Origin of the sequence: Alloiococcus sp. CFN-8 (genome assembly GCF_049943125.1) — a bacterium.
GTDB lineage: Bacteria > Bacillota > Clostridia > Clostridiales > Clostridiaceae > JAEXZL01.
In genome coordinates this window covers 3,538,506-3,564,292 of the sequence record NZ_CP188040.1, presented here as the reverse complement: position 1 = coordinate 3,564,292, position 25,787 = coordinate 3,538,506, and the positions used below count along the sequence as shown (strand labels likewise).

The following is a 25,787-nucleotide window of genomic DNA, read 5'->3' as shown; positions in this document are numbered from 1 at the left end:
GTAAAGATTTTAACGGAGGAATTATAATGGCTGACGTTACTTTGGCAAAAAAAGCTGGTTTCTGCTTTGGAGTTAAGAAAGCCGTAGATGAGGTAATAGATTTACAAAATAGGATAAATACGAAAATATATACTTTAGGACCACTAATTCATAATAAGGAGGTCTTAAAAAGATTGGAAGAGAATAATATCTTTTCTATAGATATATCTGATATAGATAAGCTAAATGCTAGTGATACCGTGGTCATAAGATCCCACGGTGTAGGAAAAGCTGTAATAGATAAATTACAGGAAAAACAAATTAATATTGTAGATAATACTTGTCCTTTTGTTAAAGCTATTCACAACAAGGTGGAAAAATATTATAATGAAGGATATAGGATAATTATTGTTGGTGATGATAAACATCCTGAGGTAATAGGCATAAATGGATGGTGTAATAATACTGCATTAATAATCCGAGGCGGAAGGCCAGAAGGTTACATACCTAATAAGGTGTGTTTGGTTTCTCAAACAACTGAAAAGTTTCAAAATTATCAAAAGGCTTTAGTGGATTTAAGTAATACATGCAAGGAAATATTAGCATTTAACACTATTTGTAATGCCACTAAAGAAAGGCAGGAAGAGGTTTCTAAGCTTTCTATTGAATCGGAGACTATGGTAGTTTTAGGTGATAGAAGCTCCTCTAATACCAAGAAGCTTTTTGAAATAAGTAAAAGTAGTTGTAATAATACTTTTTTGGCAGAAAACTATGAGGATTTACTCTCCCAAATCAGTATAGAAGATTTAAGAAAACATAAGGTAGGAGTAACTGCTGGTGCATCTACACCAGATTGGGTTATAAATAAAGTTATAAATGAAATAAAAGGAGATAGTCATAATGGAAAATAATGAACAGTTAGATTACATGAATAATAATTCTACAAGCATCCACGTTGGTAAAAGAATTGAAGGGCCCATTTTAAATATAGTTAATGATGAAATATATGTTGGAATTCCTGGGTATAAGAAAGATGGTATAATACCTAAGAACGAAGTATATATAGAGGCTGGCAAGGACATAAATGAGGTTTACAATGTAGGAGACACCATTGAAGTTAAGGTATTAAGCTTAAGCAACTCTGATGGATATGTTATTTTATCCAATACAGAAATAATTAAAGAGTCTTCAAAAAGAGAATTAATCAAAAAATATGAGAACAATGAGGCTATTGAAGTAAAGGTAGACCAGGTTATTAAGGGCGGTATTATTTCTCGTTACAATGGCCTTCAAATATTTATTCCAGCTTCTCATATTGATCTAAATAGAATAGATGATTTATCAACCTTCATTGGAAAAAACATCCTTGTAAAAATAATAGAGTATAAAGAAGAAAGATATAAGACAAGGATTGTTGGTTCTAGAAGAGTTCTATTGGAAGTAGAAAAGGAGCAAAGGGAAAAGGAAGCTCTTGAAACTTTAAATGTTGGAGATATAGTTAAGGGAGAAGTAAAAAATATCGTTGATTATGGTGTTTTTGTTGATGTAAATGGTATTGAAGGATTGATACATGTATCAGAAATAGGCTGGGGTAAGGTGAAAATTAAAAACCTCTTCAAGGTTGGAGATATTATAGATGTTAAGGTTATATCTATAGATAAAGAGAAAGGAAAAGTTTCACTAAGCGTAAAAGCTTTAACGGAAGATCCTTGGACAAACATTGAAGAAAAATATCCTGTAGGAAATATCACTATGGGTAAGGTTGTTAGATTTACTGATTTTGGAGCTTTTGTTGAATTAGAACCAGGAGTTGATGCTCTGCTTCATATATCAAAAATTAGTAATCAAAGAATCAATCATCCTAGTGAGGCTTTAAAAATTGGTGAGGTTGTTAAAGCTGTAATTATAGATGTTAATAATGAAAAGAAGAGAATCTCTCTTAACATGAAAGAAATATAAAAGAAGCCGGAAGTTTATTCTTCCGGTTTTTTAATATAAATTTCCCTCTTAATTACTTATCGTAGTTATATTAATTTTTATTTAAAATATACATATTACAAGCAATATTATAGGAGTAGAAGGATGAAGCAGGAGGTTTGCTTTCACGAACATATTCTTCCAAGAGAAAAGATGTTATTATTAAAGGCCTTAAGCCATTATAAATGTATACCTAAATATGTTTATAGAAAGCGTAGTGCATACAAAATCGTTGCGGAAGAAGGAATCTTTTGCTTAAAGAGAATGAGGTCAGGAGAAGAAAAAGTTAAGAACGGATATCTGGTATCTGAAGAGCTTTTGAGATCGAATTTTATATATTTAGCTAAGTATATAACTACAAAGGATAAAAAGCTTTTTGTGGTAGAACAAGGATATTTATTTTACATGACTACTTGGATTGATGGGAGAGAGGCAAATCTCAACAATATCAATGAGGCTATGAGGGCTGTAAGACTTCTAGCTATCTTTCATAAAGAAGTACAAAAAGTTCGCTACAATAAACTAAATCTAAGAAATAATTATTTAAACTATAATAGAGAGTGGAAGCGTAAGCTGAAAGATTTATCCAAGTATTCAGAGATAATTGACAAAAAAATTATCCCTACAGAGTTTGATAAAGCTTATAAGGATGAAATATCTATCGCGTATAAGTATGGGTTAAATGCTTTGGAATTGATTTCTAATTACACCTATAATAAAATTAATAATATGGAAACAGGAATCTGCCATGACAGCTATTATTATCAAAATTTAATCATGTTTCAGGACCAGCTATATATAATTGATTTAGATAGCTTAATTTTGAGTTTTCAGGTACTTGATTTAGCAAAGCTAATAAGAAGACTTATGTATAAAGATGAGTACTATTGGGATTTTTCTAAGGCTAGGATTTTGATTGAAGAGTATGATAAGGTTAAGAGGTTGTTGAAAAGTGAATTATATCTTATTATGGCAGTGGTTGCTTTTCCTCATAGATTTTGGAAGTTGGGGAGAAAAAGATATGTTAAGGGAAGCTTTTGGACAGAGGATAGATATTTAAAAAAACTTAGAAAGATTCAAAACTGCAGAGTGCTTTATGAAAGTTTCCTTAAGGATTTTTTAAATTATATAGAGTTGCAATGAGAGGTTATTATATGATATTGGAACAATTAAGTTCTTCTAATAAAAGGATATTTGAAAAGCTTTTGCTTAAGGCTAGAGATTTTAATCAGCTTAATGAAGATTTTTATAAGTTTTATAATTGTTTAGATTGGATTAAGCTACTTCGCCTTAAGAAGAAAGTTTTTTTAATAAAAGTTGACAGTGAATACATAGGATATATTTGGACGGAAGAAACTGACTACAAGGTAAATAAAATATATTCTTTGTATATAAACGGTAATTCAAATATTACTGATTTAATTGATTTATCCAAGTACTTTAGACGTGGACACAAATTTTATTATGAATGCCGTTTAAATAGCTTTAATAAGCAAGTATTAGACAGTTTATCCTTTAAAGGTATAAATCATTACATTGAGATGAAGTATTCGCTAGAGGCTCATATATGCGATTATAAAAGGGTGCAAGATATAGCTTTTAGACCCTTTATCGAAGATAAGGATGAAATTCTTCGATGTAAATTGCAAAATGATATTTTTTTTAGTGAAGGAAGAGTACCTCTTAATATAAAGGATATGTACAATGATGAGGAACAGGAATATTATTTGATGGGTGGAGGTTTTTTTATTACCCATAAGGGAGAGTACGTTGGATATGGCCAGCTTATTAAGCATGACTATGATGATTCTGTGCTATTGGTTAACTTTGGTATACTAGAAGCTAAAAGAAATAATGGTCTTGGAAGGCTTCTACTAAATTATATTTTAAATCAAGCGAAAGTAATGGGATATAAATATATTTACTTAAGAGTAAATATAAATAATATAGCAGCAATAAAGCTTTATAGTGATTTTAATTTTAGAACCTGCAGTAACATAATGCATTATGAATATGAAATAAAATAAAGAGGTGTAAAAACACCTCTTTATTTGTTATATTTTTTATATTCCTTAAGGCCTTCGATAACAATCTCTGCGGCAGCCTTTAACTCTTCTTGATTAACGCAATAGGAAAGTCTAATTTCATCTTTTCCTAAACCTTTAGTAGAATAAAAGCCTGAGGCTGGTGCTATCATCACTGTCTTATTGTTCATTGAAAAGTTCTCTAGAAGCCAAACAGCGAATTTTTCTGCATCTTCTATAGGGAGCTTGGCTATCAAATAAAAGGCTCCAGAAGGTTTTTTGCATATTATATCTGGTACAGCTGTTAATGCATTAAATAATATATCTCTTCTTTCTTGATATTCTCTTATTACTTCAGTGAAATAATCCTTTGAAACATTAATTAACTCTGCTGCAGCTAATTGTTCTAAAGTTGGAGAGCATAATCTTGCTTGACAAAGTTTTAAGGCATTACTTATTAGATTAACGTTTTTTGTTACTAAAGATCCTATTCTTGCACCACAGGCACTATATCTCTTAGATATACTGTCTATTATAATAACCCTATCCTTTATTTCTGGAAAGTCCAGTAATGAGGTGAAGGTTAAATTGTCATAAACAAATTCTCTATACACTTCGTCAGAAATGATATATAGATTGTGTTTTATGGCAAGGTTCACAAGTTTATTAAGATCCTCTCTATCATAAACAGCTCCTGTAGGATTTCCTGGGTTAGAGATTAATAATGCTTTTGTTTTAGGGCTTATAAGTTTTTCTATATCCTCTGCTTTGGGAAGCTTAAAACCCTCTTCTGCTAGGGTTTTGAAAGGAACAACCTTCACTGAAGCAATATCACTAAAACTATTATAGTTAGTATAAAAAGGCTCAGGGATTATAACTTCATCATCAACATCACAAATACTCAATAGGGTGAATAATAAAGCTTCGCTTCCTCCATTGGTTATTAAGATATCTGTATCATTTATATCATATCCTAGATCAGTGTAGTACTTAGACATACTTTTTCTTAAAGGCTCAATTCCTCTTGAGTCGCTGTATTCTAACACATTGGAAGAGAAATCATTCAGTGCCTTGAAGAAAATTTCTGGCGTTGGTATATCGGGTTGTCCTATATTTAAACCAATTATATTTATTCCTCTTCCTCTTGTGGAATCAGCATAAGAACTGAGCTTTCTAATAGGTGAAAATTGCATATTTTTTATTCTGTTTGATAAATCCATTGTGGTCCCCCTTATAATTTTATAAAGTAATTTATACTTTAATTAATTTTTTTTCTTGTGTATGTGCGGCTTCGCAGTATTTTGAGATTATTTGTGATAGCCTTATAATTCCATCCCTAATTTTCTCCTCGCTCATACTTGAATAATTGAGTCTCATAAAGTTATTCTTTTTTTCCGTGGGAAAAAACGACGAACCAGGTACAAAGGCAACTTTATATTGTAGAGCTTCTTCTAATAATACCTTTGTATCAATATGTGAAGGGAGTTCAACCCATGTAAATAAGCCACCCTTGGAATGAGTGTATTTAACAGTCTTTGGGAAGTAAGTATCCATGGTATCCAGCATCACGTCTCTTCTTATTCTGTAGGTCTCTCTAAGCTTTAATATATGCTTCTCCAAGGAATAATCCTTTAAATAATTTGCAATGATACGCTGATCAAGAGTACCGCTCTGGAGGTCTGCGCCTTGTTTGATCAAAATATACTTTTGAAGAATATCATCCTCAGCAAATATCCAGCCTATTCTAAAGCCTGGGCAGAAGGTTTTAGAGAAAGAGCCTAGCTGAATAACATAGCCACCCTCATCGAAGCTTTTGATTGATGGAAGCATATCTCCTTCAAAGGTTAGTTCACTGTATGGACTATCCTCTATAATAGGAAGCTCATAGAATTCTGAAAGCCTAGCAATTTCTTTTCTTCTTTCTATGGAGAGCGTAATTCCTGAAGGATTTTGATAATCAGGTATAGTGTATAAGAATTTGGCATTGGGGTATTTCTTTATGGCAGCAATAAATTCTTCTATAATTATTCCTTCGTCATCCATAGGTAATTCTATAAAACGGGGATTATATGCATTGAAGGCATTTATTGCCCCTAGATAGGTTGGACTTTCGCAAAAAATTATATCTCCAGGGCTTATAAATAGCTTTCCAGTGAAGTCTAGTGCCTGTTGTGAACCGTTAGTAATAAGAATTTTTGATGCTTCTGGTTTGAGAAAACCTCCCTTAATCCTTTCCTTCGCTATTTTTTCTCTTAAAAGATGGTAGCCTTCAGTAGTACTGTATTGCAGAGCTGCTTTTCCTTCAGTTAATACAGTTTCAGATGCTATTTTACTAATCTCCTCTATGGGAAATAATTCTGGAGATGGAAGACCTCCAGCGAAGGAGATGATGCTTGGATCCTCAGTCAGCTTTAAAAGCTCTCTAATTTCCGAGGCTTTTATATTTTCCATTCTCTCGGCTAATTTCAATTTCACATAAATCCTCCCCTTAATCAAACTAGCTAGATAATTATACCACTACATTTTACCATGAAAACAATTGCATTAATTTCTAATAAATTAATAATTAGTAAAAATATAACTATAAATTTGTTTCATTGAAATTTATAATAGGTATTAATATTAACCTCAAAAAATTACTTTAAAAAATTTATTAAATTATATATAATAAACTAGGATAGAAATAACTAAAAAGAGGGGTAAACTAATGATCAAAGGACAAATGCCTAGATATTATATAGAAACCTGGGGCTGCCAGATGAATGAAGAGGATTCAGAAAAGCTTGCAGGAATGTTGAAAAAAATGGGTTATACTGGTACCCTTAAAAGGGAGGAAGCATCTGTAATAATCTTTAATACCTGCTGTGTTAGAGAAAATGCAGAATTAAAGGTTTATGGGAATGTAGGAGCTTTAAAAAAGCTTAAGGAAGCCAATCCTGATTTAATTATAGCTATTTGTGGGTGTATGATGCAGCAAAAAGGGGTTGCTGATGAAATCATGAAAAAGTTCCCTCACGTTGATATAGTGTTTGGGACTCACAATGCTTATAAATTCCCAGAATATTTATCTAGGGTTAAGCAGGACAGTGTAAGAGTAAAAGAGATAGTAGATAAAGAAACGGAAATTGTAGAAGGTGTACCTATAGAGAGACAAAGTGATTATAAAGCCTTTGTTACAATCATGTATGGCTGTAATAATTTCTGTACTTACTGTGTAGTACCTTATGTAAGAGGTAGAGAAAGAAGCAGAAGACCAGAAGAAATAGAAAAAGAGATTAAGGATCTTGTAGAACAAGGATATAAGGAAATAACCCTCTTAGGGCAAAATGTAAATTCATATGGTAAGGGCTTAGAGCCACAAATTACCTTTGCGGATTTATTAAAAAGAATCGACAGGATTCCAGGGCTTGATAGAGTAAGATTTATGACTTCTCATCCTAAGGATTTATCAGACGACGTTATACAGGCTATTAAAGAAGGCAGCAAGCTTTGCGAACAAATTCATCTTCCGGTACAAAGTGGTTCCACTAGAATACTTAAAAAGATGAATAGAAGCTATACTAGAGAAGCTTATTTAGAACTCGTTGAAAAAATCAAAAGAGAGATACCAGGGGTTTCTCTTACAACAGATATAATCGTTGGTTTCCCTGGAGAGACTGAGGAAGACTTCCAGGATACCCTATCACTAGTGGAAAAAGTTGAGTATGATTCAGCCTTTACTTTTATCTACTCTCGCAGAAAATATACTCCTGCTGATAGGATGGAAGACCAAATAGAAGATAGTGTTAAGCACGAAAGATTTAATAAGCTGATAGAGCTTGTAAATAACATAGCTGCAAAGAAGAATAAGGAATATGAAGGTAAGATTGTAGAAGTACTTGTAGAGGGTGAAAGTAAAAATGATTCCTCAAAGCTTACTGGAAGAACAAGAACTGGAAAGCTAGTTAATTTCATAGGAGACAGTAAGGGAATTGGAAGCCTTAGGATGGTAAAAATAACTAAAGCGCAATCCTTCTCTCTTATGGGCGAAGAAATATAAAAACAAAAGCTCTTTTTAAAGAGCTTTTATATTATTATAGGGGGTGTATTTGTGGCGTTAACACCAATGATGCAGCAGTACTTCAATATAAAAGAACAATACAAAGATTGTATATTATTCTATAGGCTTGGGGACTTTTATGAAATGTTTTTCGAGGATGCTGAAAAAGCCTCTAAGGAGCTGGAGCTTGTATTAACGGGTAGAGACTGTGGACTTCCTGAAAGAGCTCCTATGTGCGGTATTCCTTATCATGCCTCTAATAATTATATTAGCAGACTTATCAATAAAGGCTATAAAGTAGCCATATGCGAGCAGGTAGAGGATCCAGCCTTATCTAAAGGTATTGTAAAACGAGATGTTATTAGGGTTATTACTCCTGGTACCTATAATGAGGATGGTTATTTACAGGATGATAAGAATAATTTCATCATGAGTATTTTCAGTAATGAAGGAGATGCTAAGGCAACAATTAGCTATGTGGATATTACCACAGGAGAATTATATACAACGGAGTTTGAGTACTCTAGAGAAAAGGTTATTGATGAGATATATAAAATCATGCCTACGGAACTCTTAATCACTGAGAGCCTCTATGAGAAATTAAAAAATAACCTAGATGGTTATGGTGTGTATATAAATAAAAAAGCTGAAAGTTTTTTCTTAGATGGGATTGATTCTGCTATTGAAAATCAATTCAATAGTGATAATTTCACAGAAACCTTCTGCAGGCATTCAATAGGTTCACTGCTTAAATATATACTAGAGACTCAAAAAACATCCTTATCTAATATAAACGATGCAGAGAGATATTATGTGGAAGAGTACATGTCTATTGACATAAATTCTAGAAGGAATTTAGAGCTTACAGAAAGCCTTAGAGAGAAGACTAAAAAAGGATCTCTTTTATGGGTATTAGATAAAACTACAACTTCTATGGGAGGAAGAACCCTTAGAAAATGGGTGGAAGAGCCTCTACTAAATAAAAAGGCTATTGAGAAAAGATTAAATGGTGTTGATGACTTATGGAGTAATTTAACTCTATGTGAGGATTTAAAAGAAGCTCTTAAGAATATTTACGATATTGAAAGAATTTCTGGAAAGATAGCTTCAAAAAATGTTAATGCTAGAGAACTTCTTGCTCTTAAAAACTCATTAATGAATATTCCTACTATAAAGGAATTAATTTCTTCCTTGCCTTCAAAACAGTTTAAGGAGCTAAATAAAAACCTAGAGGAGCTTAATCACATAGTGACACTAATAGATTCTTCTATTAAAGAAGATCCTTCTATAGTATTAAAAGAAGGTAATTTGATTAAAGAGGGCTACAATAGCTATATTGATGAACTGAGAGAAGCTAAGCTCAATGGAAAGAAGTGGATTGCAAATTTGGAAGCTTCCGAGAGGGTAGAAACAGGTATAAAATCTCTTAAGGTAGGATACAACAAAGTATTTGGGTATTACATAGAAATTAGTAAAGCTAATTATTCATCAATACCAGAGGGTAGGTATATTAGAAAGCAAACTCTAGCAAATGCTGAGAGATTCATAACAGAAGAGCTTAAAGAGATGGAAAATAAAATATTAGGTGCAGAGGAAAAGCTTGTTCAACTGGAATACGAGGAGTTTGTTAAGGTAAGAGAAGAAGTAGAAAAAGAAATAACTAAAATTAAAAAGGCTGCAGCTATAGTATCCCAGATTGATAGCTTACTATCTTTAGCGATAGTAGCTAGAGAGAATAATTACATAAAGCCTACTATAAACAATACTAATACTATAATAATAAAAGAGGGCAGACACCCGGTAGTAGAAAGGATGCTTCCAAAGGGCAATTTTGTTAGCAATGATTGCAAATTAGATAGTAAGGATGATCAATTATTAATTATTACTGGACCTAATATGGCTGGTAAGTCAACATATATGAGGCAGGTAGCACTCATAGCCATTATGGGTCAAATAGGAAGCTTTGTTCCTGCAACGGAAGCTAGTTTATCTATAAATGATAAGATATTTACTAGAATAGGTGCTTCAGATGATTTAGCCGGTGGAAAGAGTACCTTTATGGTGGAGATGGCTGAGGTTTCGAATATTTTACAGTATGCAACCAAAAATAGTTTAGTAATATTAGATGAGGTTGGTAGAGGAACGAGTACCTATGATGGCTTAAGTATAGCCTGGTCTGTGATTGAATACCTTGCAGGAAACAGTAGTATTGGGTGTAAAACTCTATTTGCTACCCATTATCATGAGCTTACAAGATTAGAGGATAAGATTAAAGGAATAAAGAATTATTCTGTAGCAGTGAAAGAGGTAAATAACACTATAGTATTTCTAAGAAAAATAATACCAGGAGGAGCTGATCAGTCCTATGGTATTGAAGTAGCAAAGCTCGCTGGTCTTCCAGAAGAAGTGATATCAAGGGCTAAGGATATATTAAAAAAACTTGAAGGGGACTCAATCACTATTGAAGAGGATAATAGTAATAACCATTATGTAAAAGAAAAGAATTTAGGAGTGCAGCTTGGCATTTTAGATTATGAAAAAGATATAATAATTAATTCATTAAAAGGATTAGACACATTAAATATGACACCCATGGAAGCTTTAAATGTATTGCACAAATTAGTTCAAGATTCCAAGTCTATAATTTAGGGGGTGGAAATATGAAAAGAATTAACCTTTTAGATGAGGTTATTTCTAATAAAATTGCTGCAGGAGAGGTTGTAGAAAGACCTGCCTCTGTGGTCAAGGAGTTAGTTGAAAATAGCATTGATGCTGGGGCTCTCCATATTAATATAGAAATAGAAGAGGGTGGAGAGACCTTAATAAGAATTACCGATGATGGTGTCGGAATTCATCCTGAGGATATTGAAAAAGCCTTCCTTCCTCATGCTACAAGTAAAATTCAGGATATAGAAGACTTATTTAAGATAGGAACCTTAGGCTTTAGAGGTGAAGCCTTAGCGAGTATAGCCTCTATTGCTAAGGTTAAACTATACTCTAAGACAGAAGAGGATGTAGGGGGAAAGGCTATAGAATATCAGGGGGGTATAAAGGATAGTCTAGTAGATTATCCCATGAATAAAGGCACTATAATAGAAGTAAGAGATATATTCTACAATGTTCCTGCTAGAAAGAAGTTTTTGAAAAGCACCTCTAGGGAAAGTGCATTGATAGGAGATATTATTAATAGAATTGCATTGGCTAATCCTGACATAGCATTTACTTATATAAATAATAATAAAAAGCAGTTTTCCACCTTTGGTAGTGGCAATACTATGGATGTAATAAGAAACATATACGGAAAAAAGATTCAGGAGAACCTCATAGCCTTTGAAAGCCATGGTGATGAGCTTTCAGTGTATGGCTATGTGGGAAACTCTGAGATCAGCAGAGGTTCTAGAAATAATCAATCTATTTATGTAAATAAGAGATATATAAAGAGCAAGTTAATTACAGCAGCAGTGGAAAATGCTTTCAAATCCTTTGCTACTATTAATAAATTTCCTTTCTTTGTAGTATTTATAGACATATATCCTGAGCTGATTGATGTAAATGTTCATCCAACAAAAGCTGAAATTAAGTTTAAGGATGAGAGGGTTTTATTTAAAATCGTATTTGATACTGTTCACCAAGCGATTAAAAACTCAATTAAAGAGAGTTTTATACTGCCGGAGGAGCTAACCTTGGATTTAGGGGAAAAGGTTGAACCGGTGAGGTTTAATTATGAAGATATTCAGATATCAAGGGAGATTAAAGAAAAGAATGATAATGAGTATTTCTCCACAGAGAATTCAAGAGAGCGTTCAATAGAGCGTTCAATAGAACAGGTAGAGGTAAATAAAAATGAATCACTACCAGATAAGCATATATATGTGGATATACCTGTAGATTTAAAATCCCCTGAGACAGTGCATGAAGTAATAATCAAAAAAAATGAACACTCAGAAGAGGTGGAGAGAAAAACATCAAGTATTGATAATAGAAAGAGTGGAAATCTTGATTTCAGTAGCATACGTATTATAGGACAATTTGATAAAACCTATATACTAGGGGAGCATAATAAAATTCTATTTTTGATTGATCAGCATGCTGCTCATGAAAAAGTGATGTTCGAAAAATATATCAAGGAAATTAGAGGTCATAGGGTTGTAGTTCAAACCATGCTAGTTCCTATAGTTATAGAGCTTGATATAGATGATTACTCGTATTACAAAGAGAATAGTCAGGTGTTTAGAGACGCTGGCTTTCTTGTAGAGGAATTTGGTAGCGATACAGTGGTTATAAAGGAAGCACCTTATGTTATTGGAAGATCGAAGTGTAAAGATATATTTTTAAGTATTTTAGATAATCTTAAGAATATGGGCAGTGGTAAAACAGAGGAGTATAAATATGATGCTATAGCTAGAATGGCATGCAGGTCAGCGGTGAAAGCTCAGGAAGAATTAACTGTAGAGGAAATGAAAGAGCTTCTTAAGGATTTGGCTCGTTTAGATGAACCCTTTCATTGTCCACATGGTAGACCTACCATATTGAAGCTATCATTATATGAGATGGAAAAGTTATTCAAAAGAATACAGTAACAAGATATTAATTATGTAAACTGGAGTGTGTATATGAATAAAAAACTAGTAATAATTGCAGGACCGACAGCTGTAGGTAAAACAGATATTTCTATAGAAATTGCAAAAAAATTGAATACAGAAATTATATCATCAGATTCAATGCAAATATATAAATATATGGATATAGGTTCTGCCAAGGTTTCTAAGGAGGAGCAAAGCTCGGTTAAACATCATCTTATTGACATAATTGATCCTAAAGAAGAATTCAGTGTATCGGACTATAAAGCTGAAGCTCATAAAATTATCAATAATCTTCATGGTGTAGGTAAAATACCGGTAGTAGCTGGAGGAACTGGTTTGTATATAAATTCTCTCGTTTGCAATATGTCTTTTACGGAAAGCTCCAAGGATGATCAATATAGAGAGGGGATAGAAAGAATTGCTAGAGATAAAGGCAATGAATATGTTCACTTTATGCTAAAGGACATTGACCCTGAAAGCTATAAGTTAATACACCCCAATAATTTAAAAAGAGTAATTAGAGCTTTAGAGGTTTATCATATAACTGGAAGACCCTTTAGTGATTTTAAAGATGATAATATGTATTCCTGTGATTTTGATCTTTATTATTATATTTTAAATATGGATAGAGAGAAGCTTTATAGCAGAATTAATAAAAGAGTTGATATTATGCTTAAAGAGGGTCTTGTAGAAGAGGTTAAATGGTTAATGGATTATGGATGCACAAAGGATATGCAATCCATGAAGGGGATTGGATATAAGGAAATAATAAGCTATCTTCAAGGAGAGATAAGTTATGAAGAGGCTGTAGAGGATATAAAAAAAGGTAGCAGGAATTATGCTAAACGACAGCTCACTTGGTTCAGGAAGGATCCTAGAGCAGTGTTTATAGACAAGGACAACTACAGCTGTGATGAGGAAATCGTAGCTAAGATTTTAGATGACATTAAGATTTTATAGTTGTATAATATAGTTAAAATTATATTTAGATATCGGAGGTCTGAAATGAATAAAACAGCCAATAATCTGCAGGATATATTTTTAAATAATGCCAGAAAGAATAGAATACCCTTAACAATATACTTAACAAATGGTTTCCAGTTAAGAGGAACAGTAAAAGGTTTCGATAGCTTTACAGTTGTTTTAGATAGCGATGGAAAACAAATGCTGATTTATAAGCATGCAGTATCAACCATCACTCCAGTAAAGCCGATTTTATTTAGCAATTTTGCCAGTGAAGAAGATAATGAATAAAATTAATTTAGGCAAATCCTATGATTTGCCTAAATTATTGTCCTAGGAGGTTTCCATGTTAAAAGAAACAAAAGAAATTTTTAAGAAAAGATATAATATAAATGATGAAATTTTTGATATTGTTGAAAAGGCCTCAGAAGATGTAAAAGCAGTATTAAAGGATCTTGATGCTATTAAGGAATATAATCAGCTTAAGGTTATAGCTGCTTTTCAGGAGGAGAGAATAAGCGAAAGTCATTTTACCTACTCAACAGGGTATGGCTATGGGGATATAGGGAGAGATACCTTAGATAAGGTTTATGCAAAAGTATTTAATACGGAAGCGGCTCTTGTTAGACCTCATTTTGTAAATGGGACTCATGCAATCACAGCAGCGCTCTTTGGATGCTTAAGGCCTAAGGATACTATGTTATCAGTTTGTGGAAAGCCTTATGATACATTGGATAATGTTATTGGAATTACAGATAAGGAAGACATAGGGTCACTAAAGGATTATGGTGTACTTTATAAGCAAATAGATCTTCTTCCTGATGGAAAGATTGATTATACAGCTATAAAAGAAGCTTTGATAAGTGATAAGACTATTAAGCTTGTACATATACAAAGATCCACAGGTTATGGATGGAGAAGGGCTTTAACTATTGAAGATATAAGGGTATTAAATGAATTTGTTAAGGAAATAAGAAGTGATGTCATAACTTTTGTTGATAACTGCTACGGAGAATTTGTTGAGATAAAAGAACCTACAGATGTAGGGGTAGATATTATAGCAGGTTCCTTGATTAAGAATATAGGAGGAGGTATTGCTCCTACTGGTGGATATGTAGCAGGGAAGAGTAAATTAGTAGAGCAAGCTGCTTATAGGTTAACGGTTCCTGGGATAGGAGGGGAGTGCGGTTCAACCTTTGGAGTAATGAGACAATTCTATCAGGGGTTATTTTTAGCTCCAAGCGTTACTATGGAAGCTGTTAAGGGAGCTGTATTATGTGCCAGAGTAATGGAGCTCCTTGGTTTTGAGGTGCTTCCAAGCTATAAGGATAAAAGAAGTGATATAATCCAGAGTGTTAAGTTTAATGATAAGGGTAAATTAATCAATTTCTGTAAGGGTATACAAAAGGGGTCGCCGGTTGATTCCTTCGTTGAGTGTGAACCATGGGATATGCCTGGTTATCAAGATCAAGTAATAATGGCTGCTGGAGCCTTTATTCAAGGAGCGTCAATAGAACTATCCTGCGATGCACCTATTAGAGAACCTTATATAGCTTATCTCCAGGGTGGGCTTACCTTTGAACATGTGAAAATAGGTTTATTGATAGCATTATCCTTAATGTAGTATTAGGTTTTATAACATTTAAAAATAAAAAACGAACGGGACACCGTTCGTTTTAATATTTTCTATATATTCCTACCAATTTTCCTAGTATGCTGCAGTTTTCAACTATGATTGGATCCATATTCTTGTTTTGTGGTTGAAGCCTTATATGGTCTTTTTCTTTATAGAAGGTTTTAATGGTAGCCTCATTTTCAATAAGAGCTACAACTATTTCGCCGTTAAGAGCTGTGCTGGCCTTTTCTATAATGGCAAAGTCTCCATCTAGAATTCCTGCTTCCTCCATAGAATATCCGTCAACTTTTAGGATAAAAAGGTCGCTATCGTGCTTTACATAATTCATAGGTAAAGAAAAGTAATCTTCGATATTTTCTGTAGCAAGGACAGGGGACCCAGCTGTAATGGTTCCTATTACAGGAATATCAACTAATTCTCTTTTTATTGTTGCAAATTCTGCGATTTCTAAAGCTCTTGGTTTAGTAGGGTCTCTTTTTATTAAGCCTTTTTTTTCTAATCTCTTTAAATGACCGTGTACCGTAGAAGTGGATTTAAGTTCTACAGCTTCACAGATTTCTCTAACAGAAGGGGGATAACCCTTTGCTTCGGTATATTCCTTTAAAAACTCATAAACCTCTTTTTGTTTATCTGTTTTTATTTCTGACATCATTGCTTCACCTCGCTATTAGTGTTATTATATCATAAGAACCATAAATAATCAAACTTATGTTCTCGTATACTTTGTTTAAAGCCTATCTGTTATATATTATAGTAAAAAAAGAGGAGGGGAGAAGCTTGAATAAAGATTCTCGTAACTATGAAGAAGAAATCAAAAAGATTCTAGAAGAAAATGATGAAGAAACACCATTTGAATTTATTGAAGACATTCCAGGACTCAGCGAATTAATGGAGGATGAAGAAGACTCAAAAAAGTATTTAATAGAAGAATATCCTGGACTATACAGATTGAAAAAGAAGGATGAAGATAAATAAAAGCGACTATCATTGATAGTCGCTTTTATAAATCCTTTAAGGGATTTGAATTTACAGCTTCTCTAAGCTTTTCATCATCTACATGAGTGTAAATTTGAGTGGTAGCTATCGATTCGTGTCCTAGAAGCTTCTGGAGATTTCTTATGTCTACGCTGCCATGCTTGTACATTAATGTTGCAGCGGTATGTCTTAATTTATGTGGTGTATATTTATTATATTCAAGGCCGGCGTTATTAGTGTACTTTTTTACCAGTCGCTCAACGGTGCGTTTATTTATCCTTTGATTTTTAGCACTGACAAAAAGGGCATTTTTATCCTCCGGTGGAAGCTTTGATCCATCACGAACTCTTAAATAATCCTCGATGGCTCTTAAGCATGCTGTATTTAAATAAATTGTTCTTTCTTTATTGCCTTTACCTATAATACTTAAGGTATCTCCTTTGATTTCGTTGATATTAATACTACAAAGCTCTGATAATCTCATTCCGCAGTTTAGGAAAAGGGTAATGATGCAGTAATCTCTATAATAATTCTTTGATGTCTCGTCCATATTAAGCAAAAGCTTTCTGCTTTCATCTAAAGTTAAGTATATGGGGTTTCTTTTGTTAATTTTTGGTGATTCTAACTCTAAGGCTGGGTTTTCGTCAATAATTCTGGCTTTGCCAAGGAGATATTTAAAAAAGGATTTTAAAGTAGCAACTTTTCTGGCTTTTGCATAGCTACCGTTATGCCTGTATTTTTCTACAAAAGCAATAAATGCATATAGATCCGATAATGTAATTCCGCGCAAAAAGAATTTATCGATTTCTTTTATAGATATCTCATCAAAGTCAGTATTATTTGGAACTTTTCCTTTATAAAGCATTAAAAATTTAAAGAATAAAGTTAAATCTGTTCTATAAGCGTTAACTGTATTAGGTGATTTGCCTCTGATGGTTGTAAGGTAATTTAAAAATTCGTTCATTGCATCAGGACAATTATTTTGTTCAAAATTTTCTATTACGAACTTCATTTTAAACCTCCAAATAGCTGAAAGTAGTCTATGTATATATAATAGTCTAAATTTAACCATAAGTAAATGGATTTTAAAGTCTTACGTCGTGAAATGTATATTTAGCGACGTTTTTTAAGCATCTTTTCAGGCTATTTTTCCTTCTTTCCCCTTTTATTTTATATATAATTCTACAGCAAAATCAAAAATATCGAATTTAGGATTTGAAAATTTCTCAAAAGTCCATTTATAAGCTTTAAACAATTTTAAAATTCTAAATATGACATTTTATTATAGCTTATATTATCTTTGTAGATTATTATGTAATCTGGTGAAATAAACCTATGAATTGTGCTATACATAGTTATTGTATATTTATTAAATACATCTATCTTAATAATGTGTGTTGTTTTGTGATTAATTTTAAAATTCGTAAAATAGAACAAAAACCAATGTTTTCCACAATTTTCCTGTGGATAACATTGATTCTTATACTTTCTTTTCACACAAATAAAAAAAGTATAGACGAGCTATACTTTTTTATAATTAAACATTTATATTTACTTCAGTATTTATAAGAGATTTATTTTCCTCTATAATTGGATAAACACAATCTCTTAAAAAATCATCTACCTGGCTTGGAGCTCTTCCTATAAAATTGACAGGATCCATTATTTTATCCAGCGTGGCTTTATCTATATTAAATATTGTATCTTTAACGATTCTATCTAATAAATCATTATTTCTACCGTAGACTTTAACTTCATTAGCCGCTGCCATGGAATGAACTCTTATAGCCTCGTGAAGTTCCTGTCTATCCCCTCCTGCTTTAACTCCTTCCATTATTATATTTTCTGTAGCCATAAATGGAAGTTCATTTTGAACGTGGGAAGCTATGACTTTATCATATACAACCATGTTGCTTGAAATATTTATATATAGGTTTAAAACTCCATCTAAAGCTAAGAAGGCTTCGCTAACTGAAATTCTTTTATTAGCTGAATCATCTAGTGTTCTTTCGAACCACTGAGTTGAAGCTGTTATGGCCGGATTTAAGGAGTTTACTACTATGTATCTAGCTAAAGCGCTGATTCTTTCGGATCTCATTGGATTGCGCTTATAAGCCATGGCAGAGGAACCAACCTGGTTCTTTTCAAATGGTTCTTCTATTTCTTTCATGCTTTGAAGAAGTCTAATATCATTGCTGAACTTGTAAGCTGATTGTGCAATTTCTGAAAGTGTATTTAATATTATTGAATCGATTTTTCTTGGATAGGTTTGACCTGTAACATAATATGAACTTTCAAATCCCATCTTACGAGCCACTTTCTGATCCAGCGCCCTTACCTTATCCTCGTCGTTGTTAAAAAGATTCATGAAGCTTGCCTGTGTACCTGTAGTCCCTTTTACTCCTCTGAGCTTAAGTTTTTCAATAACAAAATCTAAGTTTTCTAAGTCAATTATTAAATCTTGAATCCATAAGGTAACTCTCTTGCCTACTGTTGTCAGCTGTGCAGGTTGGTAGTGAGTATAACCTAAAGTTGGGAGGTTTTTATATTTTTCTGCGAAGGTGGATAGTTGATATATAACACTAATGAGTTTCTTTTTGATAAGAAGAAGCGCTTCCTTCATGATGATTATATCTGTATTATCCCCTACAAAGCAGCTAGTTGCTCCGAGGTGAATTATTTTTTTGGCTTTTGGGCATTGTAAGCCGTATGCATAAACATGGCTCATGACATCATGTCTGATTTCTTTTTCTTTCTTTTCTGCATCTTCATAATTAATATTATGTATATTATTTCTTAATTCACTAATTTGCTCATCGCTTATGTTGAGACCTAACTCTTGTTCTGCTTCTGCTAGTGCAGTCCATAACTTTCTCCATGTAGTGAACTTTTTATCGTCGGAGAACAAATAACTCATTTCTTTAGAAGAGTATCTTGAATTTAAAGGTGTATTGTATGAATCCCTCATGTCATGCTTCCTCCTGTAATTTACTTAATAACAAATGTATTATAACATATTTTTTATATCTCTCTAGTTCTATTTTCGTATTTTATTAATATAATTTATTAAGTTATATTACGAGTGGAGGATTAAGTATGTTCAAGCTAAGCGTGATAGATAAGGTATCGTTCCTATTAGTGCTTATAGGTGCACTTAACTGGGGATTAGTGGGTCTTGCTAACTTTGATTTGGTTCAGGCAATCTTCGGTAGTATTCCTTTAATAAGCAGGATAGTATATATATTAATTGGAGCTGCTGCCATAAACATAATTTTTGTGTTATTTTCTAATAAGCTAATAGCACCTAAATTTAAAAGGTAGTATACCGGAACATAGATATATGCTAGTTCCAAATAAAAAATAAGAGATCACATTAGTGACCTCTTGTTTTTTATTCTTCTAAGGAATCTATTAATTTAACTATCTCTTCTACAGCTAAAGTTTCATCATCTCCAGATGCCATAACAGTAATTTTTGAATCCTTTGTTACGCCTAAAGACAATACACCTATTAAACTTTTTACGTTAGCTTTCTTTCCGTTAAATTCAATGCTAACATCAGATTTAAAGGATGAAGCTTTCTTTACTAATAATGTTGCTGGTCTTGCATGTAGTCCTGTTGAGTTATTAACTACTACGTCTTTAGATACCACAATAAACACCTCTCTGCGTAAATTATTTTGTTTAAAGTTAGAATAAAATTATAACTTATTTTATTATAACATTATTCTTTCTAATTTCAATACTTTCTTTATTCCTGCTAAATGCTGATTTCAATGAAATCTTCCTTTGCTTTTGATACTTTATAATCCACCTTGATATTTTTAATTATATCTGTATTGGTAATTACCATCGGTGTTATAGTTGATGAATGATGATCTACATATTCCCTATCAAAGAATAGAAGCTTATCTCCTCTTTTAACCATATCCCCTACTTTTACATAAGTAGCAAACCCTTTTCCTTCTAATTTAACAGTGTCTAATCCTATATGAATAAGAATCTGTAAACCATCAGGTGATTTTATAGCTATAGAATGTCTGCCTTCATATAGCATTACTATTTCTCCGTCTATTGGAGAATATATATAATTATCCAGGGGCTTTATTGCTATCCCCTCTCCCATCATTTTGCTATTAAATAAATAGCTATTTACCTCTGACAATGGGATAACTTCTCCATTTATAGGCATAGAAAGCTTAATTATATTATCCATTTAATCATCTCTCCTTTACAATAATTGAATTTAAATAATTGATATAGGTATATTGATTTTTATATGGTAACAGAATATGTATTATCTTGGTTGAACTATTAACTTAATAGCAGTTCTTTCTTCTCCATCTATAATAATATCTGTAAATGCTGGTATACAAACTATATCTTTTCCGCTTGGCGCTATAAACCCTCTTGCGATGGCTATTGCTTTAACTGCTTGATTAATTGCTCCTGCACCAACGGCCTGGATTTCCACCAGATTTTTTTCTTTTATTATTGCTGCTAAAGCACCCGCAACAGAATTTGGATTTGACTTTGTTGATACTTTTAGAACGTCCATTATATTTACCTCCTATAATCATAAATGGATATATACCGTTTACACTGAAATGAAAAATTGCAATATATATACATTTTATATATTCTATACAAAATAAAAAATACCTCTATTAAATAAAAAAATACATTTTGAATTTTCAAAATGTATTTTTCTTCTTAATATTTATTTTGCATAATCAATAGCACGGGTTTCTCTGATTACGTTTATTTTAATTTGTCCTGGGTATTCAAGTTCATCTTCAATACGCTTTACTATGTTTCTAGCCATTTCAATAGAGCCTGCATCATCTACTTGTTCTGGCTTAACCATTATTCTTATTTCTCTACCTGCTTGAATAGCAAAAGATTTTTCGACTCCTTCATAGGAATTTGCTATCTCCTCGAGTTTTTCTAATCTCTTGATATAAGCTTCTAGTGTTTCTCTTCTTGCTCCTGGCCTAGCAGCTGAAATAGCATCTGCTGCCTGAACTAACACAGCTTCTAATGATTGCATTTCTACATCTCCATGATGGGCGGCGATAGCATTAACTATAATCGGTGATTCGTGATACTTCTTTGCTAAATCTCCACCTAGTAAAGCATGAGGACCCTCGTGTTCATGATCAACAGCTTTACCTATATCATGTAATAAACCTGCTCTTTTAGCTATGGTTGGATCTAATCCTAACTCTGACGCCATGAGTCCAGCTAGATGTGAAACCTCAATAGAGTGCTTAAGTACATTTTGTCCATAGCTAGTTCTATATTTTAGTCTTCCTAGCAATTTGATTATTTCTGGATGGATAGCATTTATACCTGTTTCAAAGGTCGCTTGCTCTCCTTCTTCTTTTATCTCATTATCCAGATCTTTTTTTGCTCTTTCAACCATTTCTTCTATTCTTGCAGGATGAATCCTACCATCTACAATGAGTTTTTCTAAAGCTAATCTTGCTACTTCTCTTCTTATAGGATCAAAACTTGAAAGTATTACAGCTTCAGGAGTATCATCTATAATTAAGTCAACACCAGTTAGTGTTTCTAAAGTTCTGATGTTTCTTCCTTCTCTACCTATAATCCTACCCTTCATTTCATCGTTGGGAAGAGTAACAACATGTACTGTTGATTCAGAAACGTGGTCAGCAGCACATCTTTGAATTGCTGTAGTAATAATTTCTCTAGCTTTCTTTTCTGCTTCTTCTTTCGCTCTAGATTCAACTTCCTTAATCATTATGGCAGCATCATGTTTTATTTCTCTGCTTATTTCATCCAACAAGATTTGTTTAGCTTCTTCAGAGGATAAACCAGAAATTCTCTCAAGCTCCTGTCTTTGCTTATTATGAAGCTCCTGAATATCATCTTCTAGATTCTGAATATCTTGAGTTTTTTTGTTTAGAGCATCCTCTTTCTTTTCAATCAAATCGCTTTTTTTATCTAAGGACTCTTCTCTTTGAATAAGCCTTCTTTCAAGACGCTGTATTTCATTTCGCCTATCTCGTATTTCTTTATCAAAGTCAGTTCTTAAACGATGAACTTCATCTTTAGCTTCTATTATTGCTTCTTTCTTCATTGCTTCTGCTTGCCTCTTTGATTCTGCTAGAGTCTCCAAGGCTTCGCTTTCAACTTTAGTAATAGTTTCTTTAGATTTTTTCAACCTTAATTTATAAATTGCTAAATTTCCAATACCGAACAACACAATACCAACAATTGCAGGTATTACTATATTCCATTTCATTTTAAACACCTCCATAGTAACTTGTGTAACCATAGTAGTTATAGCACAAGTAAAGGTGTATTATTGAACGGATACTTGTTGATTATGATAAACCAGTATTTGTATTTATTTTATATTATATTTGTTTTAATGTCAACAATAGAGAAATTGTATATTTTTTTATTCTAAAATATTTTTGGCTTAAATATAAAAAAGTCGCAATTTAATTGCGACTTTTTTTATTTCTTGTTATCTTTATTATCACCTTGAGGTTCTTTAGATGTAGTAACGGCAGCTTCATTTACTGGTAAATCATATTTTTTTCTAATCAGGTTTTCTATTTCTGTTGCAATATTAGGATTTTCTATTAAGAACTGCTTAGAATTCTCTCTTCCCTGACCAAGTCTTGTATCCTTGTAAGAGAACCAAGCGCCACTTTTTTGAACAATTTCTTCTTTTACTCCTACATCTAAAATATTACCTACTTTAGATATACCACCGTTATACATTATATCAAACTCTGCCTGCCTAAAGGGTGGAGCTACTTTATTTTTAATTACCTTAACTCTTGTTCTATTACCTAAAATCTCATCCCCCTGCTTAATGCTATCAATCCTACGAACATCAAGGCGCACAGAAGCATAGAACTTTAATGCTCTACCACCAGGGGTTGTTTCTGGGTTACCAAACATTATACCAACTTTTTCTCTTAACTGATTGATGAAAATTGCTACACATTTTGATTTTGCAATTGTTCCAGCAAGTTTTCTTAATGCTTGTGACATTAATCTAGCCTGTAAACCAACGTGAGCATCTCCCATCTCACCTTCTATTTCTGCTCGAGGTACTAAAGCAGCTACTGAATCAACAACTACAACATCTACAGCGCCAGATCTAACTAAAGCTTCTGTAATCTCAAGCGCTTGTTCTCCAGTATCAGGCTGGGAAACAATCAAATTATCTATATCAACACCTATAACTTTAGCATAACTAGGATCTAAAGCATGCTCTGCATCTATGAAAGCAACAGCTCCATTAAGTCTTTGGGCCTCTGCTGCTATATGAAGAGCTACTGTAGTCTTACCAGAGGATTCTGGACCGTAAATTTCGATGATCCTACCCCTAGGTACACCGCCAATTCCCAAAGCAATGTCTAAATCTAAAGAACCCGTAGGAATAGATTCCACATTTAATCCGCTGTTTTCACCCAATTTCATTATAGAACCCTTACCAAATTGTTTTTCTATTTGTCCCATAGCAACTTCAATTGCTTTTAATTTTTCGTTATCAATATTACCCATTAGGGTCACCATCCTCTCACGAACATTTGTTCCTATTTAATTATAAGTTATTACAAACTATAAGTCAACTATATTGAAAAAGTTCCTCGTAAAAGGAACTTTTAATTATATTCTAATTTTTAACATTTTTAAAGATTTTAAACCTATTTATTAGTTTTTATAACTGATTTATTTTTAATAAAATAATCTACTCCAGAAATTAGTGTTATAACTACTGCTAGCAGCATAACAAAGTCTGGAACCACTTTAAAGAAGTCATTTAAAAACTCTAAGTTAATTAATCCATTTAAAGGAGCTGTACCTATGTTAGCCTTTATTAGTAAAAGGATTATGGCCACTATTTGAATAACTGTTTTTGCTTTTCCCCAATTACTAGCAGCAATAACTGTACCTTCTGATGCAGCTACTGTTCTTAATCCAGAAACAGCAAATTCTCTTGCTATAATCACCATTGCAGCCCAAGCTGGCAATAGCTGAAGCTCAACTAATGATACTAAAGCAGCGGTAACTAATAATTTATCTGCTAAAGGATCCATGAACTTACCAAAGTTTGTTATTTGATTACGGCTTCTTGCTATGTATCCATCTAGCTTATCCGTTAAGGATGCTAAGATAAAGACTACTGTAGCAATTATGCTACCATAAGGTATCCCTTTAACAGCCATAAAAACTAAGAAAACAGGGACAAGAAACATTCTAAGGATTGTAAGCTTATTTGCCAAATTCATTATCAACAACTCCTAACAAATCATAATCTATTGATTTTTCTATTTTAACCGGTATATAGCTACCGATCTTTATTGGTTCATTGTTCTTTATATAGATGACTCCATCAATTTCTGGGGCCATTTTTTCACTCCTACCTATATAATACTCTTGTGACTCCTCTTCAACAAGAACCATATAAGTTTTATTAATGCTTTTAGCATTTATTTCAGGAATTAATTGTTTCTGCTCTTTCATTAACAATCTTTCTCTAATTGTCTTTACCTTTTCATCTATCTGATCAGGAAGAAGTGCCGCTGCGCTACCCTCTTCCTGAGAATATTTAAATACCCCCAAATTATCAAAAGAAGTTTCCTTTATAAAGTCCACAAGTTCTATGAAATCCTCTTCTGTTTCTCCAGGAAAGCCTACAATAATAGAAGTTCTTAATGCGATATCTGGCACATTACTTCTTAGCTGATTAATTGTATTAATGATAGACTCTTTTGTGGTTTTTCTACCCATTAGCTTTAAGATGTTGTTGCTGATGTGCTGTATAGGTAGGTCTAGATATTTACAAAACTTATCGTTTGAAGCTAATTCTTTTATTAGCTCTGGGTATATCTCTTCAGGATAACAGTACAATACTCTTATCCATCTTAAATCTGATATTCTGGAAATTTCTTTAATCAAAGTATGAAGCTGCTTTTCTCCGTAGATATCAATACCGTATCGTGTTGTATCTTGTGCTATGAGTATAATTTCAGTTACTCCCTGCTGGGCCAATGAAATTGCTTCCTCTAATATGCTCTCCATGCTTCGGCTTCTGTAATGCCCTCTGATTTTAGGGATAATACAATAGGTACAGTGGTTATCGCACCCTTCAGCTATTCGAATGTATGCTGTAGAGGACTTTGTGGTTAATACTCTTTTTCCTTCATTTATACCAGCATCGCTATAATTACACTGAATTATCTTCTTCTGATTGCTAATAAAATCATTAATATAATTGTTTATTTGAAGATAATCATTTACCCCCAGCATAATATCTATCTCAGGAATTAGCTTAGCTAGTTCCTCTCCATACCTCTGAGTAAGACATCCTGTTGCCATAAGTAGCTTACATTTACCTTTTGTTTTATACTCAGCCATCTCAAGTATGGTATCAATAGACTCTTGCTTTGCTTTTTCAATGAAACCGCAGGTATTAATAATTATAATATCTGCATCACTAGCATTATTGGTTATTACATAATTAGAATTTATAGTACCTAACATAATTTCACTATCGATTCTATTCTTGTCACAGCCTAAACTAATAACTCCAACTTTATATTGCCCCAAAGTATTTCCTCCTAG

The 25,787-nt window shown here is 32.8% G+C and carries 24 protein-coding genes; 12 read left to right on the top strand and 12 right to left on the bottom strand.

Annotation, left to right across the window (positions count from 1 at the left end; genetic code table 11):
• Positions 1–26: 26 nt before the first annotated feature.
• The 4 genes from ispH (at position 27) to ACPWSR_RS16760 (ending at position 3,983) form a co-directional block, all read left to right on the top strand.
• Positions 27–890 (top strand): 4-hydroxy-3-methylbut-2-enyl diphosphate reductase, encoded by an 864-nt coding sequence (ispH, locus tag ACPWSR_RS16775; RefSeq protein ID WP_426349373.1) that lies wholly within the window; start codon positions 27–29, stop codon positions 888–890.
• Positions 880–1,938, top strand: a complete 1,059-nt coding sequence (locus ACPWSR_RS16770; RefSeq protein ID WP_426349372.1) for a 30S ribosomal protein S1 — start codon at positions 880–882, stop codon at positions 1,936–1,938. Before ispH ends, ACPWSR_RS16770 begins: the two co-directional genes overlap by 11 nt.
• Before the next feature lie 123 nt (positions 1,939–2,061).
• Entirely contained in the window at positions 2,062–3,099 is a 1,038-nt protein-coding gene (locus ACPWSR_RS16765) for a CotS family spore coat protein (protein ID WP_426349371.1), read from the top strand.
• A gap of 11 nt (positions 3,100–3,110) precedes the next feature.
• Complete coding sequence (locus ACPWSR_RS16760; RefSeq protein ID WP_426349370.1) at positions 3,111–3,983, top strand: GNAT family N-acetyltransferase; 873 nt, start codon at positions 3,111–3,113, stop codon at positions 3,981–3,983.
• A gap of 20 nt (positions 3,984–4,003) precedes the next feature.
• On the opposite strand, the gene ACPWSR_RS16755 is transcribed toward ACPWSR_RS16760, so the two are convergent.
• Positions 4,004–5,200, bottom strand: coding sequence for a pyridoxal phosphate-dependent aminotransferase (locus tag ACPWSR_RS16755; RefSeq protein WP_426349369.1), 1,197 nt, complete (start codon positions 5,198–5,200; stop codon positions 4,004–4,006).
• Positions 5,201–5,231: 31 nt separating this feature from the next.
• Complete coding sequence (locus ACPWSR_RS16750) at positions 5,232–6,455, bottom strand: PLP-dependent aminotransferase family protein (protein WP_426349368.1); 1,224 nt, start codon at positions 6,453–6,455, stop codon at positions 5,232–5,234.
• A 232-nt stretch (positions 6,456–6,687) separates the two neighbouring features.
• On the opposite strand from ACPWSR_RS16750, the gene miaB reads away from it, so the two are divergent.
• The 6 genes from miaB to ACPWSR_RS16720 are packed head-to-tail and all read left to right on the top strand — an operon-like array spanning position 6,688 to position 15,189.
• Positions 6,688–8,019 (top strand): tRNA (N6-isopentenyl adenosine(37)-C2)-methylthiotransferase MiaB, encoded by a 1,332-nt coding sequence (gene miaB / locus ACPWSR_RS16745; protein ID WP_426349367.1) that lies wholly within the window; start codon positions 6,688–6,690, stop codon positions 8,017–8,019.
• Between the two features lie 51 nt (positions 8,020–8,070).
• The gene (gene mutS / locus ACPWSR_RS16740) at positions 8,071–10,668 is read left to right on the top strand and encodes a DNA mismatch repair protein MutS (protein WP_426349366.1); all 2,598 of its coding nucleotides are present in this window, start codon (positions 8,071–8,073) and stop codon (positions 10,666–10,668) included.
• 11 nt (positions 10,669–10,679) lie between these two features.
• Positions 10,680–12,599, top strand: a complete 1,920-nt coding sequence (gene mutL, locus ACPWSR_RS16735; RefSeq protein ID WP_426349365.1) for a DNA mismatch repair endonuclease MutL — start codon at positions 10,680–10,682, stop codon at positions 12,597–12,599.
• Positions 12,600–12,632: 33 nt separating this feature from the next.
• Complete coding sequence (gene miaA / locus ACPWSR_RS16730; protein ID WP_426349364.1) at positions 12,633–13,562, top strand: tRNA (adenosine(37)-N6)-dimethylallyltransferase MiaA; 930 nt, start codon at positions 12,633–12,635, stop codon at positions 13,560–13,562.
• A gap of 45 nt (positions 13,563–13,607) precedes the next feature.
• Entirely contained in the window at positions 13,608–13,856 is a 249-nt protein-coding gene (gene hfq / locus ACPWSR_RS16725) for an RNA chaperone Hfq (RefSeq protein ID WP_426349363.1), read from the top strand.
• Between the two features lie 55 nt (positions 13,857–13,911).
• Positions 13,912–15,189: an aminotransferase class I/II-fold pyridoxal phosphate-dependent enzyme gene (locus ACPWSR_RS16720; protein WP_426349362.1), complete on the top strand. Its 1,278-nt coding sequence runs from the start codon at positions 13,912–13,914 to the stop codon at positions 15,187–15,189.
• Between the two features lie 52 nt (positions 15,190–15,241).
• Here the strand turns inward: ACPWSR_RS16720 and lexA are convergent, their stop codons facing one another.
• Positions 15,242–15,850, bottom strand: coding sequence for a transcriptional repressor LexA (gene lexA / locus ACPWSR_RS16715; RefSeq protein WP_426349361.1), 609 nt, complete (start codon positions 15,848–15,850; stop codon positions 15,242–15,244).
• 128 nt (positions 15,851–15,978) lie between these two features.
• Here lexA and ACPWSR_RS16710 point away from each other — a divergent pair, with 128 nt between their 5' ends.
• On the top strand, positions 15,979–16,176 hold the full coding sequence (locus ACPWSR_RS16710) for a hypothetical protein (protein ID WP_426349360.1): 198 nt from the start codon (positions 15,979–15,981) through the stop codon (positions 16,174–16,176).
• A 25-nt stretch (positions 16,177–16,201) separates the two neighbouring features.
• Here the strand turns inward: ACPWSR_RS16710 and ACPWSR_RS16705 are convergent, their stop codons facing one another.
• Positions 16,202–17,188 carry a tyrosine recombinase XerC gene (locus tag ACPWSR_RS16705; RefSeq protein ID WP_426349359.1) on the bottom strand — a complete coding sequence of 329 codons (987 nt, stop codon included), beginning with the start codon at positions 17,186–17,188 and terminating at the stop codon, positions 16,202–16,204.
• Between the two features lie 525 nt (positions 17,189–17,713).
• Positions 17,714–19,144 carry an adenylosuccinate lyase gene (purB, locus tag ACPWSR_RS16700; RefSeq protein WP_426349358.1) on the bottom strand — a complete coding sequence of 477 codons (1,431 nt, stop codon included), beginning with the start codon at positions 19,142–19,144 and terminating at the stop codon, positions 17,714–17,716.
• 128 nt (positions 19,145–19,272) lie between these two features.
• Here purB and ACPWSR_RS16695 point away from each other — a divergent pair, with 128 nt between their 5' ends.
• The gene (locus ACPWSR_RS16695) at positions 19,273–19,497 is read left to right on the top strand and encodes a DUF378 domain-containing protein (protein WP_426349357.1); all 225 of its coding nucleotides are present in this window, start codon (positions 19,273–19,275) and stop codon (positions 19,495–19,497) included.
• A gap of 70 nt (positions 19,498–19,567) precedes the next feature.
• On the opposite strand, the gene ACPWSR_RS16690 is transcribed toward ACPWSR_RS16695, so the two are convergent.
• From ACPWSR_RS16690 to rimO, 7 genes are all read right to left on the bottom strand, one after another.
• The gene (locus ACPWSR_RS16690; RefSeq protein ID WP_426349356.1) at positions 19,568–19,828 is read right to left on the bottom strand and encodes an HPr family phosphocarrier protein; all 261 of its coding nucleotides are present in this window, start codon (positions 19,826–19,828) and stop codon (positions 19,568–19,570) included.
• 107 nt (positions 19,829–19,935) lie between these two features.
• A complete protein-coding gene (locus tag ACPWSR_RS16685; protein ID WP_426349355.1) occupies positions 19,936–20,391 on the bottom strand; it encodes a PTS sugar transporter subunit IIA in 456 nt (151 codons plus the stop codon).
• Between the two features lie 81 nt (positions 20,392–20,472).
• Complete coding sequence (locus tag ACPWSR_RS16680) at positions 20,473–20,733, bottom strand: stage V sporulation protein S (RefSeq protein WP_426349354.1); 261 nt, start codon at positions 20,731–20,733, stop codon at positions 20,473–20,475.
• Positions 20,734–20,895: 162 nt separating this feature from the next.
• Positions 20,896–22,443, bottom strand: coding sequence for a ribonuclease Y (gene rny, locus ACPWSR_RS16675; RefSeq protein WP_426349353.1), 1,548 nt, complete (start codon positions 22,441–22,443; stop codon positions 20,896–20,898).
• A gap of 218 nt (positions 22,444–22,661) precedes the next feature.
• On the bottom strand, positions 22,662–23,714 hold the full coding sequence (recA, locus tag ACPWSR_RS16670) for a recombinase RecA (protein ID WP_426351405.1): 1,053 nt from the start codon (positions 23,712–23,714) through the stop codon (positions 22,662–22,664).
• A 152-nt stretch (positions 23,715–23,866) separates the two neighbouring features.
• Positions 23,867–24,451 (bottom strand): CDP-diacylglycerol--glycerol-3-phosphate 3-phosphatidyltransferase, encoded by a 585-nt coding sequence (pgsA, locus tag ACPWSR_RS16665; protein WP_426349352.1) that lies wholly within the window; start codon positions 24,449–24,451, stop codon positions 23,867–23,869.
• The gene (gene rimO / locus ACPWSR_RS16660) at positions 24,435–25,772 is read right to left on the bottom strand and encodes a 30S ribosomal protein S12 methylthiotransferase RimO (RefSeq protein WP_426349351.1); all 1,338 of its coding nucleotides are present in this window, start codon (positions 25,770–25,772) and stop codon (positions 24,435–24,437) included. Before rimO ends, pgsA begins: the two co-directional genes overlap by 17 nt.
• Positions 25,773–25,787: the final 15 nt, after the last annotated feature.